The organism is Paenibacillus sp. GCM10027627 (assembly GCF_042675505.1).
In the GTDB taxonomy this organism is placed as follows: Bacteria; Bacillota; Bacilli; order Paenibacillales; family Paenibacillaceae; genus Pristimantibacillus.
Genome location: NZ_JBHTHB010000004.1, coordinates 217,350 through 231,650, shown reverse-complemented (window position 1 = coordinate 231,650; position 14,301 = coordinate 217,350). Strand labels below are relative to the sequence as shown.

General features: G+C 50.5%; 13 protein-coding genes. 6 read left to right on the top strand and 7 right to left on the bottom strand.

The window, feature by feature from the left end; genetic code table 11:
• Positions 1-953: 953 nt before the first annotated feature.
• Genes ACFQZE_RS15750 through ACFQZE_RS15735 form a run of 4 tightly spaced genes read right to left on the bottom strand, consistent with a single transcriptional unit; the run spans position 954 to position 4,156 of the window.
• Positions 954-1,571 (bottom strand): DsbA family oxidoreductase, encoded by a 618-nt coding sequence (locus ACFQZE_RS15750; RefSeq protein WP_379358631.1) that lies wholly within the window; start codon positions 1,569-1,571, stop codon positions 954-956.
• 22 nt (positions 1,572-1,593) lie between these two features.
• Complete coding sequence (locus ACFQZE_RS15745; RefSeq protein ID WP_379358629.1) at positions 1,594-2,244, bottom strand: DsbA family oxidoreductase; 651 nt, start codon at positions 2,242-2,244, stop codon at positions 1,594-1,596.
• Entirely contained in the window at positions 2,216-3,574 is a 1,359-nt protein-coding gene (locus ACFQZE_RS15740) for a purine/pyrimidine permease (RefSeq protein ID WP_379358627.1), read from the bottom strand. The genes ACFQZE_RS15745 and ACFQZE_RS15740 overlap by 29 nt, the downstream gene beginning before the upstream one ends.
• Before the next feature lie 39 nt (positions 3,575-3,613).
• A complete protein-coding gene (locus ACFQZE_RS15735; protein WP_379358625.1) occupies positions 3,614-4,156 on the bottom strand; it encodes an NADPH-dependent FMN reductase in 543 nt (180 codons plus the stop codon).
• 229 nt (positions 4,157-4,385) lie between these two features.
• Between ACFQZE_RS15735 and ACFQZE_RS15730 the strand changes: the two genes are divergently transcribed.
• The 6 genes from ACFQZE_RS15730 to ACFQZE_RS15705 all read left to right on the top strand — a co-directional run bounded on the left by ACFQZE_RS15730 (position 4,386) and on the right by ACFQZE_RS15705 (position 11,362).
• Positions 4,386-4,916, top strand: coding sequence for a cupin domain-containing protein (locus ACFQZE_RS15730; protein WP_379358623.1), 531 nt, complete (start codon positions 4,386-4,388; stop codon positions 4,914-4,916).
• A gap of 236 nt (positions 4,917-5,152) precedes the next feature.
• Positions 5,153-6,967, top strand: coding sequence for an asparagine synthase (glutamine-hydrolyzing) (gene asnB / locus ACFQZE_RS15725; protein WP_379358621.1), 1,815 nt, complete (start codon positions 5,153-5,155; stop codon positions 6,965-6,967).
• A 5-nt stretch (positions 6,968-6,972) separates the two neighbouring features.
• Positions 6,973-8,016, top strand: a complete 1,044-nt coding sequence (locus ACFQZE_RS15720) for a PrpF domain-containing protein (protein WP_379358619.1) — start codon at positions 6,973-6,975, stop codon at positions 8,014-8,016.
• On the top strand, positions 7,986-9,095 hold the full coding sequence (locus tag ACFQZE_RS15715) for an acyl-CoA dehydrogenase family protein (RefSeq protein ID WP_379358617.1): 1,110 nt from the start codon (positions 7,986-7,988) through the stop codon (positions 9,093-9,095). The genes ACFQZE_RS15720 and ACFQZE_RS15715 overlap by 31 nt, the downstream gene beginning before the upstream one ends.
• On the top strand, positions 9,092-10,510 hold the full coding sequence (locus tag ACFQZE_RS15710; RefSeq protein ID WP_379358615.1) for a dihydroorotase: 1,419 nt from the start codon (positions 9,092-9,094) through the stop codon (positions 10,508-10,510). Before ACFQZE_RS15715 ends, ACFQZE_RS15710 begins: the two co-directional genes overlap by 4 nt.
• A gap of 39 nt (positions 10,511-10,549) precedes the next feature.
• Positions 10,550-11,362 (top strand): cupin domain-containing protein, encoded by an 813-nt coding sequence (locus ACFQZE_RS15705; RefSeq protein WP_379358613.1) that lies wholly within the window; start codon positions 10,550-10,552, stop codon positions 11,360-11,362.
• A gap of 118 nt (positions 11,363-11,480) precedes the next feature.
• On the opposite strand, the gene ACFQZE_RS15700 is transcribed toward ACFQZE_RS15705, so the two are convergent.
• From ACFQZE_RS15700 to ACFQZE_RS15690, 3 genes are read right to left on the bottom strand one after another with little or no spacing between them, the layout of a single operon-like run.
• The gene (locus ACFQZE_RS15700; RefSeq protein ID WP_379358611.1) at positions 11,481-12,584 is read right to left on the bottom strand and encodes an ABC transporter substrate-binding protein; all 1,104 of its coding nucleotides are present in this window, start codon (positions 12,582-12,584) and stop codon (positions 11,481-11,483) included.
• 20 nt (positions 12,585-12,604) lie between these two features.
• On the bottom strand, positions 12,605-13,438 hold the full coding sequence (locus tag ACFQZE_RS15695) for an ABC transporter permease (protein WP_379358609.1): 834 nt from the start codon (positions 13,436-13,438) through the stop codon (positions 12,605-12,607).
• The gene (locus ACFQZE_RS15690; protein WP_379358607.1) at positions 13,398-14,207 is read right to left on the bottom strand and encodes an ABC transporter ATP-binding protein; all 810 of its coding nucleotides are present in this window, start codon (positions 14,205-14,207) and stop codon (positions 13,398-13,400) included. Before ACFQZE_RS15690 ends, ACFQZE_RS15695 begins: the two co-directional genes overlap by 41 nt.
• Positions 14,208-14,301: the final 94 nt, after the last annotated feature.

Sequence of the window (14,301 nt, the reverse complement as noted above, 5' to 3'; positions counted from 1 at the left end):
TGGCACAACTAAAAGTCCGAAAAGGTGCGCTCGGAGCGCTCTAGTGGTTTCTGAAACAACTAAAAGTCCGAAAAGGTGCAATCGGAGCGCTCTAGTGGTTTCTGAAACAACTAAAAGTCCGAAAAGGTGCAATCGGAGCGCTCTAGTGGTTTTTGAAACAACTAAAAGTCCGAAAAGGTGCAATCGGAGCGCTCTAGTGGTTTCTGAAACAACTAATAGTCCGAAAAGGTGCGCTCGGAGCGCTCTAGTGGTTTCTGGCACAACTAAAAGTCTGAAAAGGTGCGCTCGGAGCACTTTAGTTGTTTCCGACACAACTAAAAGTCTGGAACGGCGCCGATTGAGCGCTCTAGTTGTTTCTGGCACAACTAAAAGTCTGAAAAGGTGCGCTCGGAGCACTCTAGTTGTTTCCGACACAACTAAAAGTCCGAAATGGGGCAATCTGAGCGCTCTAGTTGTTTCTGGCACAACTAAATGTGCAAAAGGGTAACGCCGTGAGCGCTCTAGTGATTTCTCCCGCAACTGCGGGCCTAACTCAGTCTTGGCTATGCTTTTTCTGAAAAAAACAGAAAAGGGAATGTCCCAAAAGGGTCATGACGGACGGATGAGCCAGACCCAAAGGTAGAGTCAAAAAGCCTTCAAACCACCGAGACAGTGGGTTTGAAGGCTTCTTCGTTTCTAGAAATTAAGTTATACATGCGGGAAAAAATCAAAAAGCGACTTATGGGTTATCGCCAGCCGAGCCCCAACCCCAGCCCAACCGCTTGTTAAGCGAGAGTGGAGGTGAGTAGACGAGCTCCCTTTACTCGGCGATGGATTCCAGTCTACCCGGTGACGAACGCCCTTTTACTCGGCGATGGATTCCAGTCTACCCGGTGACGAACGCCCTTTTACTCGGCGATGGATTCCAGTCTACCCGGTGACGGACGCCCTTTTACTCGGCGATGGACTCCCGTCTAACCGGCGACGGATTTCCCGGCACGCTCTAGCTCGCGGTTAATGGCATCCAGAAATTGATGTTTGAATGCCATTCCTTTAATAACCGTCTCGCCGATGATAAAGGTAGGGGCGGAATTAATGTTTGCAACATGATAAGCGTAGTTTAAAGCTTCACGATGCTTGTCGCGGTAAGTCCGGTTCACCAGCGCCTCGCGGTAAGCGGCCTCATCCAGACCGACCTCTCCGGCGAGCGTGGTCAGCACATCGATGTCTCCAATGTTTTTGCTCTCCAGGAAAAAGGCCTCGTACATTCGCTTATTGTATTCTTTAGCTTTGCCATGCTCGATGGCGAACTGATATCCTTCGAATGCCAGATGGGTGTACGGCTGGGGAGAGAAGGGCGGCTTCACAATCGGAATCCCCAGTTCAGCGGCGATCGGATAGACGCGCTCGCGCCAATCTTTTGTAATATATTCACCTTCGGGGCGCAAAGTAGGAGTCGGATACGGACGAAGCTCAAACGGCAAATATTCGACTTCGATTCCTTTCTCCGCAGCCGCGGACTCTAGCTCCCCTTCAGCCAAAATGCAATACGGGCATACAAAATCGGAATAGACTTGTACTTTTAATGTCATGAAAAAAACTCCTCTCCTTCTATTAAGAACAACCGTCAATGGAGCAGCTTATGCCGGTGCTCCACTGCTCAAGCCGCTGTTTTTTTAGTTCGGCATCGATTGCCTCTAGAAATTGCTCCTTATATAGCAGCCATTTGACCGCCGTATTGCCGATGACGTAAGTGGGAGCTGCGGTAATATTGGCTTCGTACAGCGCATGGTGCAGCGCCCGTTTATGAGCTTCGCGGTAGGTGCCGGATTCCAGCGCCTCGCGGTAAGCGATGCCGTCCAGTCCCAGTTCCTCCGCAAGCCCGGTCAAAACGTCTATGTCGCCGATATTGAGGCCGTCTTGAAAAAAAGCTTTGTACATCCGTGAGTGATAAGCCTCGCCAATACCGGCCTCTTTCGCAAACTGATACCCTTCAAAGGCCAAATGGGTATGCGGCTGAGGCGATACGGACGGCATTCGGATGGGGACGCCAAGCTGTTCCGCAATGGGGTACACTTTTTCCTTCCAGCTTGTTTGCATGTAAGCGTCCTCGGGCTTAAGCGTAGGAGTCGGATAGGGGCGAAGCTCAAACGGCAAATGAATGATTTCAACATCCCTTTCGGCTGCCGCCGCTTTTAACTGTCCTTCGGCCAGCAAACAGAACGGACAGACATAATCAGAGTACACTTTGATCGTTAACGCCATGAACGTGGCTCCTTTCGCTAAGCTGCGGCTTTCGTCCCCAAAGGCCGGAGCCGCTTCCGGAGGATAGGGAATCCCTCCATTTCCACGCTTGCTCGAACACGATTGAAGTCAGGACGCCGACGACGAGCCCGTTATTCAAAATCGGTTTGAGCACATCGGGAACTTGAGCAAGGCTGGATGCGGGAATGAACATGCTGCCGACTCCGGCGAAAAGGGAAATGGCGACAACGGTCAGTTTTTTCTCGTCATGAAGAATGGAAGCTAGCTCTTTCAATCCGGCTGACAACAGATGAGCAAACGAATAAAAGATAACGGCGAAGGCAACAGGAACGGGAACCGATGCTAAAGCTGCGGTCAATAGAGGAATAAACCCGGCAACGATGAGCAGCAGGCAGCCGATAATAAACGGTAGCTTCTTTGTCATTCTTGTGGAAGCGACAAAGCCTGCTGTATGCGAGTTAGAGACGCAGCCGACGGCGGAGAAGGCCCCGGACAACATTTGGTTAATTCCCATGACGATGCCCGAACGGCGGAAGCGGTCCTGCGGCTCTTGCCCGATTGTTTTCTCCATTATGACGACAGCGGCAATCATATTAATAAGAAGCGGCAAAACAATAACTAAGGTAGTTAATGAAATGCCCGTATCAAACAACGGGGCTCCCCAAGCAAAAATTTCCGGAATAAGAATGGCCGAATCTGGAAGCTTGGGCAAAGCGGGAATAAGCCCGTTAAGCAGAAATAACCCGTAGCCGACAGCGATCCCGATTAGGGCGGAGTAGTTGCGGAGCAGCGCTTTTTTGCTTCGTCCGCAAATGAAGGTTAACAACAAGGTTGCAAGCGCGGGTATGGCGATACTGGCATGAATGAAGCCATCCCTATAGCCGACGCCGAGAATCCCCTTCACAATGGGGGAGCTGAATTGAAAAATAAGCAGCAGCAAATAAGTGCCAGTGACGACGGGAGTGAACAGCTTCCTTAAATGACCGATAATGCGAAAAGCACTGAGGAGCAAAATAACGGCGCCGCTCAGCAACAGTCCCATCTCCATTTGGCGCAATAGCTCCGCGTCTGATTCAGCTGTTGTCAAATTGCTTGCCAGCAAGATGAATACTCCCCACCATACGCCGGCGGGACCTTCCAAAATCGGCAGCTTATGTCCAAGAGTGATTTGCAGCAGAGAAGAAATGCCGATGACGGTCAACGTTCTTTGCAGCAAGGTGATCGTCTCCGCATCGGATAAATGGAAAGCCGCCGCGACAACAATCGGGGCGACTAGTCCGCCAGTCAATAAAAAGAAAGCCCATTGAAGCGAGTCAAGCAGCGTTCTCATGGGCGATTTTCTCCTTTATGCGACACTCCGCAAAACGGGTCATACGCTTGCTTTCACTTGGAGGGCGGAAATCAAGTCTTGAACTAAAGCTTGCAGCGCTTCGACGCCAGCCTCGTCGGTAAAGATGCCATGCGCATCAATTTGATTAGGGTCGGCTACGAATTGCGAAGGCAATACATTAGCGTGAACACCGCGAAGAACGAGGCGCAAGTTGTTCAGAGCGTTAATGCCGCCTTTGCCGCCGCCGGCTGCTGCTGCGATCGCAACGGGCTTGCCTTGAAAGTGGCTGGCGTTCAAATAGTCCAAAGCATTTTTGAGAGTGCCGCTAATTCCGTTGTGATACTCAGGCGTAACGATAAAGAAAGCGTCGGCTTCCTCTGCAAGCTTCCGAAGCTGAATAACGGAGTCGAGCTCGTTTTGCGAGGCATCGCCATTAAAGAGCGGCAGCACATGGCGATGAAGATCGAGCAGTTGAGAGTTGCCTTGCTTATCCCGCAGCAGCCGGTATACGACATTTGTGACTGCCTTTGTGTTGGCTTGCGCACGAGGACTTCCGCTTACGAACAGTACATTTTGGCTCATGGTTCACACACTCCGCATCATTGGTTATTAAGATCGTTAATTCCATCTATTCCGATTAGATTATAGCCAGTGGACAAAGGAGAGTTCCAATACCAAAATCACAATAGGTTATATAGCTTTTCAACTATTTACATATTGGATAGAGCCAATTGATTTAATAATAAATTGACAGTCGACAATACCCGCAATTATGATAGTCGATAAATTCAATTGGAAAAGAGGGAATTATATGGCGGAATTACTGGGCAGCGGGTATGTTGGGGTTGAAGCGGGGGAGAGCCTTGAGCTATTTTTAGATGCACGAGGTGTGTATTACGAGCGTTGGGAGGTGCAGCACAAGACCAGCTATTTTGAGCAAAAGCTAGCCTTGTCCGATGCGGAGAAGTCGGAGCTGCTTCACTTGTATCAGAATTCAATTGCAGATTTTGCAGCGCGCAAAGGCTACACCAAATGGGATATTGTCATCTTGTCGGAGCAAACGCCAGACATGCTGATCAAATTTGGTTCGGCGCATTATCATCTAGAGGATGAAGTGAGAGTCGTGTTAGGCGGGGCAGGCATTTTTACGATAAAGGAGGAAGAAGCCAACCGTACCTTTGAGCTGAAAGCCTCACCGGGCGATGTCGTCGTCATCCCCGCCCAAAGGCCGCATGCCTTTAGACTTTCCGATCAGCCCCAATTTATTGTCGTCCGTTTGTTTGAAGGCGAAGCGTCGTCTATTACTTATCCGGTCGATGATCTGTCTTTTGCTGTCAAATAAGGTCGAAACGATAGCTTAAGAGAACTAGAATTGATTCAGTAATAAGTATTGGACTACTTATTCATTGAAGAGTACAGTCAAAGTGTAAACGCTAGTATTTGTGTTGATTTACTTGTTATTTACAATACTTTCCATGCAAAGGAGGGAGATTGACGAATTGTAATACCGATGTCGGCAGTTGTCGGCAGATTAGAGTGGTAGTTCGTCAGATACAAGATAATAGGGAGTGGGTTTGAATGTGCCGTATTTTTGGATACCTTGGCAGAGATGATGTAGACCCTGGGAGGCTGAAGGCTGTTTCTGACCTGCAATTGGCAGGCGGGCCCGATCAGCAATCTGTACTGGCGGAGCGAAATTGGGCTATAGGCAACAATAGGCTGGCTATCGTTGGACTGGACGGAGGCGAACAGCCTTACAGCTTAGGAGACTCGATACGAATTGTGTTAAACGGTGAGATTTACAACCATCGTGAATTAAGAAGCAAGCTAGAAGCAAAAGGGTATGTATTTAAGGATCATTGCGATGGAACGATTCTTCCGGCTTTATATGTGGAATACGGCCTTGACTTCGTGCGGTACTTGGACGGCATGTTTGCAATCGCCGTTATTGATTCAAGGGAAGAAACGACGTTGACGCTTGTAACCGACCCTGCCGGCATTAAGTCCTTGTACTATTACTGGGACGAGTCCAATGAGACCTTCTACTTTTCCTCGGAACTTCCTTCCTTGCTCGCTTTTGGCAAAGTCCCGTCATCGCTTTGGCTGCCGGGAGTCGATTTCTATTTGACAACAAAGGTTGTTTTCGGCGAAAGGACGCTTTTTGACAACGTATATGCACTGCCTCCCTCGGCACTTCTGCAAGCGAGGCTTGGCTCGCGTCCCTCTATTCGCCGCTACAGTACGCTTCTGAAGTCAGCCCCGCTTGGCGGGGATCGGGATTCCGCCGCATGGTCGCTGCGCGAGCAACTGGATAGGGAAGTGCAAGCTCTGCTTCTTGCAGATGTTCCCGTATCCACCATTAATAGCGGAGGATTGGATTCAAGTTTAGTTACCGCTCTTGCAAGCCAAAGGCAAAAGGGAATTCATTCGTTTAATCTTTCTTATGTAGGCGACTGGCCGCTTGATGAAAAGCAATATGCGAGACAAGTATCAGAGAGATACGGCACCACCCATCATGAAGTGCTGGTCGATCCGCGGGATTTCGAGAAGCTGCTGCCTTTGGTAGCCGAACGGCTCGGTCAGCCGAATGCCGATCCTATTACGCTGAGCAGCTATGCGTTGTTCGAGGCTATTCACAAAGAGGGCTTCAAAGTGACGATTTCCGGCGATGGCGCGGATGAAATGTTCGCGGGATATGACCGTTTCCTGGAAGCGGCCGAAGCCAGCGACAACTGGATCAAGCCTTATGTGGGAGCGCTGGGCGTGGCTTCGCCAGAGCTGCGCAAGGAGTTGTACAGCGACGACTATCGCGCTTTTATCCATGACAACGGCTCCATCGGCGACCAAATCGCGCAAAGTCTGCGCACCGCTCATCATCAAAAGGGAAGATTGGACGCTATTTTGGATTTTGAAAGAGAGTATCGGCTGCCTTCCTATCATTTAAGACGTGTCGATCATCTAAGCATGGCACATTCTGTTGAGGTGAGGGTTCCGTTTTGTCAGCCGCGTATTTTGGATTTGGCGGGCAAGCTGCCTGACGATTGGCGCATCAGCGAAGGTAAAGTGAAGCGTTTGCTGTACAGTGCGGCAGAGAATCAGTTACCGGACTCGATTTTGACTAGGAAAAAGCAACCGTTTACATTGCCGATTGACGCCATGATGAGAAAGGGCTTGCCGCTTTATACAGCTGTCGAGCGGATACTCGACCCAGAAACTTTGCGCAGGCACAACTTGTTCAGCGGCGCTGCGGTAGAGAAGCTTCTGCGGAAGCAGGCGACTCAGCCGGATGGAAAGACGGCGCTTGCGCTATGGTCGCTGGTCATTTTTCAACTGTGGATCAATCAATATAAAGTTGCAATCGGAGCTTCCAAACAATATCAATTTGAGGGGTGATTTGAATGCTCACACATTTGGCGCTCGCCGAAGGAAGTGTGTCTTCATCTATCATTATTGATGGAACGGAGCTGTCTTCTTCGCCGAACGAGATTGTTCCTGTATTAAGCGCCCTTAACGCCGATTTGGATCATGACAAGCATTCGTACGGCTTAATATCCAAATTTGTAGTTATTCGTCCGTCCACTCACCCTATGTACGATTTGAGCTACCGATTTTTTCAGCTTGTGCCGGGCAACCCCGTCACCTTCGATTATTCCGGAAGCTGCGGGCATTCCATTCTGGCGGCAATCCAAGTAGCGATGAAATGGGGCTGGGTCGCAAGCGCCAGTCCAGGGCTTCGAGTTCGCGTTTATGTGGAAAATGTGGGCGATTCGCTTGTATGCGAAATCGATCATGCTGTTCGGTCGGGGATGAATTGCACCGCTCATTTTATTGTCAATGCGGGTACGACACTAGGAAGCTTGCTGCCTTCAGGCACTTTGCTGAACCAGCTCCAAACGGAATACGGCCAATATGAGGTATCGATGGTTTCCTCTGGCAATCCTTATGTTTTCGTTGATGCCGCCGATCTTGGCATTTATTCGCAAGAAGAGCTGTTCGAAGCCGGATGCGAAGCGGTGGACAAGCTGCAGGCGATTAAGCGGGCGGCAGCCACTGAGCTGGGCTGGAATCCGGAAGGAGTATTTCCTAAAGTAGCGGCTATTGCCAGTTATGAGCCGGATACGATGGTATTTAGAGCTTTGTCCATTCCTTCTTGGCATCCCACGATTGCTCTGACCGGAGCGGCTTGCATTGGCGCTGCCTCAGCGATTGAGGGAACGGTTGTCCACCGGATTGTACAGCAAACCCAAAGTACGGGATACCGGTTAAAAGTGTTGACCAAAGGCGGCAGTACAGTCATTTCTACAGCTACTACAGGAGGCAAGCTGACGGATGAATTGCTGTACAACAGCATATCGGAAAAAAATGTTCGCCTGCTGGGAGCATTGCCATTTAAGGAAGGAGCAACCTACGAATGGGAGTTGCATCGCAAGTTGTACGCTTAACCTCTTTATTGGAACAACTGGAGGAAAACGCGGCGTTGGCGGATGAGAGCGGCCGTACTCCACAGCAATCGCTTGATGCGCTGAAAGAGTCCGGGCTGCTCGGCAGCCTCGTACCGACGGAATATGGTGGGCTTGGTCACGACTCTTTGCTTGTAGGGAGATTTATTGCCTCCATAGCGACCGTGGACCCGTCCATCGCCATTATTGCGTTTCAACATTTCTCGGTTATATCCCGAATATTGGAATGGGGAAGCACGAAACAAAGAAATGAATATTTGCCTAAGCTTGCGAGCGGGCAATGGTTGGCTGCATCCGCTTGGTCGGAGACTGGTGCTGGAGAAAATAAACAGAAAATTTCGACAACGGCTGACCGCACATCGGACGGAAACTGGATCATTAACGGCGTAAAGTCATTTACGACGGGAGCAGGGCTTGCCGACCTTTATTTTGTACTCGTTCAAACGGGTGCCAGCGATACTAATGCCATCTATGGCAATTCAGGCCAATCGTTTTTCCTCATTGAAACCTCGCAAGGAATAACGGCTGATTCGGACACTAACTTGTCTGGAATGAGGGGGTCGTCGACGGGATTTATCCGGCTGAATCAGTGCGAGGTCGATAGCGACGGAATCATTGGCCCGCTTGGTGGGGCGCCGTATGTCATCAACGGGATTCGCGATTGCGGACTGACGCTGGGTTCGGTGTCGCTCGGCATTAGCGAAGCGGCGTACAGCTTGGCGCTTGCGCATGTTCGCGACAGAGGGCTGCAAGCCAATCCGATTTTGCAAGGCGCGCTCACGGAGCTGCATATGAATTTGGAAGCCGTGCGCTCTTTAGTGGAGAAGGTGGGAGCCAGGCAGGGGGGAGACGGGCTGAAGCAAATCGCTTACCAAGCGAAAATTTTCGCCTCGGAAATGAGCGAAAAAATCGCTCGTGACGCTGGGCAAATTATCGGCGGCGCAAGCTATGTGCGCGGCAAAAAAATCGAGCGGCTCATTCGCGATGCGAGAGCGGTCTCCCTCATGGGACCCGTGAACCGTCTGGCCCGTGAAATTATCGGAAGGGAACTGATCTCATGAGCGGGCAAAAATTTGATCTGGTTGTGAACAATGCGCATATCGTCTATCGAGATCGTGTCATCGTAGGCAAAGTTGCCGTACACAATGGCAAGATCGCTGCAATTCTATCAGAGGATGAATATGCCGAAGCGGATCAAACGATCGATGCGGCAGGACGTTATGTCCTGCCGGGTCTCATTGACTCGCATGTTCACTTCCGGACGCCGGGATATGAGCATAAGGAAAATTGGCATTCCGCATCGAAGGCGGCCGCAGCAGGCGGAATTACAACCGTGCTGGATATGCCGAATACGAACCCCTATACCGATTCGGTGGATCGGTTACGGCAAAAGTCCGCTTTGGTTTCCGGGCAATCGTACGTCGATTACGGCTTTCATATCGGTGTTGTGCCGGGCAAGGCGGATGCGCTTGAACGATTGGAGAGAGGGGAAGCGGCGAGCATCAAGCTGTTTCTGACGGGACACAGAACGGCCAAACATATTATTGACGATGAAGCGGAGCTCGATTATATTTTCCAGCTTGCGGCCCGCAAGGACATTCCATTAACGCTTCATGCGGAGGACGACTTTGTGCTCCGGCTATTCAGAGGGGTAAGCGATGAGCCGTCGAATCTGACCGAATATGAGGCCGTTTATTCTCGCAGCGCTGCCATTACGGCGGTCGCCCGTGCGCTCAGATTTGTACGCAAGCACGGCACGAGCGTGCATGTGCTGCATGTCTCGACAGCGGAAGAAGCGGATTTGCTGGACGCAGCGGCCAAAGCTGGCTATCCCGTCACGTATGAGACGACGGCGCATCAGCTCTGGTTTGATCATGCCAGTGCGTTGCCGCAAGGAACAAGAGCGAAGCTTAGCCCGGCCATTCGAGAGCCTCGCGACCGTGCACGATTGTGGGAATCCGTTAAACGAGGCACATTGGCTTCGGTCGGAAGCGATCATGCGCCGCATTCAAAAGCGGAAAAAAGTTTGGACTTCCACGACGCCCCCCCGGGTCTTCCGGGCGTACAGGAGCTTCTGCCCGTTTTGCTGACGGGACTGAAAACCTATGTTCCTTCGTTGTCGCGCAAGGAACGGCTGCTTGCCGTCGCGAAACTGCTGGCGTCAGGTCCAGCGGCCCGCTTTGGCCTCGACCATTTGAAGGGCAGCATTGAAGCGGGGCTTGATGCTGACCTTGTCATTTTAGATGATGAGCAGAAATGGGTTGTGTCGGAGGAGCAGCTTTTTTCTGGGAGCGGATGGTCGCCTTATGAAGGTGTAGAGCTGGAAGGTCGAGTGCTTCTGACCATTGTTCGAGGGGAAATCGTATATAACCAAGGCCAATTTGGAGACGAGGTAGGCAAGCCATTGGAGCTGTTGAAGAAAGCAGAACCGTCTTTCCAGCATACGGCGGCGAGTCCGTACTCCGTATTGGCTTAATTCGTGGATTCATATTAAAAGTAAGGAAGGATGAGAGGAATGACAGCAACAAAACAACTAACATCGGGAGCAGTCATCACATGGTCGGAATTGAACTTTGAGGATCGCGGCCAATTGTTAGTCGCTATTCCGGTTAGCGAAGAGAGGGGAGCGACGCTGGTCAAAGGGCTAGTTGTGCGAATTAAACCCGGCGGCATTTGGACAAGCTGCGAAAAGGGAAAAGCTCAAGAAGTGGTAGGCGTCATTTGGAAGGGGAGGGGAAGCGCTCGCGTCGGTACCGAAACGAGCGGCTTGGAGCCTTCATCCGCGCTTTACGCTCCATCCGGCGTCGATTATGAAGTAACGGCCGATCAAGGGGAAGAAATTACACTTTATATTTGGCAGTCGGTTTTGCCTGAAGGATCGGCGGCAGCATCCAATCCTCGTTTGTTCAATCATCTATACAACTCCGAAATTCAGTTAAAAGGGTTTACCGGAAACGATCCTTCGCAAAAGATTGAAAACCCAGCCAACATGAATTTTCTGTTCTGGCCGGGCAGCGGCAGTGCTAGACTTTCGCTCCATTGCGGCATTCAAGAGCCGGGGCAAAGCTTTGCCGTTCATCAACATCCGCATTCCAGCGAATTGTTTATTGGCATAGAAGGCAAAGGCGAAATTTATTTGGATGGGGAGTGGCATCCTTTTGAAGCGGGCGATTTGCTGTATGTTCCGCAAGGGATTTTCCACGGCACTCGCAATTTGTACACCGGGGAAGGCGCCGCCAGATTCGTGACGACCGGGGGACCAACACCGTTCGATGCCAGCTTCTATACGTTTGCAGGAGTGTCTCCGGAAGTACGCAATCCATCTTAATTGGTTATGAAAATGAAGAAGAACCTGTCCCTCTATTGCTTGGCAGCAGGAGGACAGGTTCTTTTATTTTGTTTAAATGGTTGATCATTAACGAGGATAAGCGCCCTTGGCCAAACGGCTAGGGGATCGTAACAAGAGCGGGGTCTACCGCTTTTAAATAGGAAGAATCAATAAACGTTTTATAGTCGGGTATCGCTTTAATTTTTTTATTGTCTACTAGAAATTGAGAGATGCTTTCCAAAGAACCGACAAGTTCCGGCGTGAGATTGAGGGCGTAATGGTTGAGCTTCAGAACCGTTTTGATATCCTCGGCATCTTGCTCCAACGTTTTGCCAATATGACCAGCGGCAGCGTCTGGATTCGCTGAGATAAAGGCGACGGATTTGTTTAACGCGCGAAGTACCGCTTTAGTCGTTTCTGGGTTCTCCTTCAAGAAATCGCTATGTCCAACTAAAATGGAATACGGACTTATGAGCTGTTGAGGCCCTTCTTCGCCGGGAACATAGGACTGTTTGCCCGTTAGCAGAGCAACGCCGCCTTGTTTGACTCCGTTTAGTGCAACCGGCTGCCAGATGACAAAGGCGTCAATGTTGCCGCTTTTAAAGGCGGGCAATATTTCGGTAGGGCCGATTTTGAACGGTTTGATCGACTTTGAGTCCAGCCCATACTTTTCGACTATGCGTAAAAATAAAGCTTCAGATACCGTTCCAGGGACGTAGGCGACTCTTTTCCCTTTTAAATCGGCGGGCGTTTTGATGAGCTCCTGATTGACGACCAGCGTCTGGACGCCGGAAATATCGGCTTGCTGAGCAATAATTCCAATAGGCAGGCCAGAATCTTTCGCAATAATAGGCGGTATATCGCCGGAAGCTCCTAATTGAATGCTTTTTGAGCCTAAGGCAGCTACAATATCAGGCCCTGCGGCGAACAGCTCTATTTTGACATCCAATCCTTCCTCCTGAAAATAGCCTTCTTCCTGCGCAACGATAATAAGCGGAGACAATTGCGTATCGCGGGCTGTTCCGATGGAAAGACTTGTTTTCTCAAGCGGCGCCGCAGTTGCTGCTGTCACGGGTGATTCGGACGATGTTGCGGCGGAAGCCGGAGGCTTGGAGGGGGCCGAATTGGACGGCTTGTTGTTTGTTTCTCCGCAGGCGATGAGAACCGTCATAATTGCGATTAGTAAAAGAGGTAGTGCGAGCAAGTTGCGTTTCGTTGTCATTAGGTTATCCTCCATAAAAGTTATTTCCAGCGCAGAAGCGTCTTTTCGAGCAAAGTAAGCAGCGCATTAATAAAGAAACCGATGATTCCTATCGTCAGCATCCCAACAAGCACTTGATCGGTTCTGAACATGTACCTGCCCTCTTGAATGAGAAAGCCCAACCCTTCATTAGCGGCAATCAGCTCGGAGCCGACAAGGCAAATAAAGGCCATCCCCATGCCGGAGCGGATGCCGATCATTATGTTCGGCAGAGCTGCTCGAAGCGTGACGTAATAAAAAATATGAGCTTTGCTCGCGCCAAGCGATTGAGCCGCTTTGATATGAACGGGATCAGCTTGGCTAATCCCGCCTGTAATGTTAAGCAGGAGCGGGAAGAAGGCTCCATAAATAATGATAGAAACCTTGGACCACTCGCCGATGCCAAGCCATAGAATAGCCAAGGAAATAAAAGCGAGCGGCGGAATCGGCCGAAACAGCTCGATAACTGGATTGATTGCATCTCTCAGAAAACGAGAGGAGCCTAGTAAAAGCCCTATTGGAAGGGCAACTGCAAAGGCAATGCCGAATCCGGCGAAAACACGCCTCAAGCTCGACAGCGCATGCAAGAGGAGGGAGCCGTCGTTCAACATATGTACCATCAATTGCAGCGTAGCGGCAGGGCTTGGCAGCTGGGCGGGAGACGCCACTCCCAATTCGGTAATAAGGGTCCAAATAAGCAGCAACGCACATATTCCGGACAGTTTCGTCAACCATCTGGTCCACGTTCTGGCTTGCAGCGGGAAAAAGCTCTTTTTGGCGGAGGAGTGAACTTTTTTACGCGGTAATGACTGAACGGTGTTCTCCATACGAGCCATATGAGCGTTCTCCTTCACGCAAAATTTCGCTGATTATGCTTTGATAGCGAAGCAACTTTTCATCATGCCGATTTCGCAGCTTGGGCAAGTCGATAGACAAATCGAGAGCAATTCGAGCCGGATTGGGCTGAAGAACGATGACACGATCGGCCAAATAGACGGCTTCCTGAATGCTGTGTGTAATAAACAGGCAAGTTTTGCGCTGCTTCTCCCAAATGCTCAGCAGCTCCATTTGCAGCTTTTCGCGGGTTTGCTCATCGAGAGCGGCAAACGGCTCGTCCATAAGCAGCACTTCGGGCTCGTTAGCGAGCACCCGTGCAAGTCCGGCCCGCTGCTTCATGCCTCCGGACAGCTTGCTCGGGTAATGATTTTCAAATCCGGTTAAGCCGACCATTTCAATATAATGGCGGGCACGCTTCTCTCGATCAGCCGGGGGGATGCCGTTTACCCGCAGGCCAAACTCTACATTTTGCTTCACCGTAAACCACGGAAACAAGGCATACTCTTGAAAGACGACGCCGCGTTCTTTGCCAGGTTTGTGAATCCGGGACTCGTTAAAGGAGATTGTGCCTTCATAGGGCTGGAACCCGGCTATACAATTCAGCAAGGTCGTTTTACCGCAGCCGCTTGGACCGAGCAAGCAAATAAATTGTCCCGCTTCAATCGTGAGGTTAAGCCGGTTTAATACAAGCCTGCTGCCAGAACGGTCGGGTTCCTGATAGGAGACGGTAACATCGGTAAAAGAAAGGACGGGAATGTTCGTAGACAATTGTGTCATCACCTCTTCGCTCATAATTCACACTATTCCGCTAAGATATATTGTATATCCTCATAAATGTAACAGCCTGAAATCAAGCAATCCA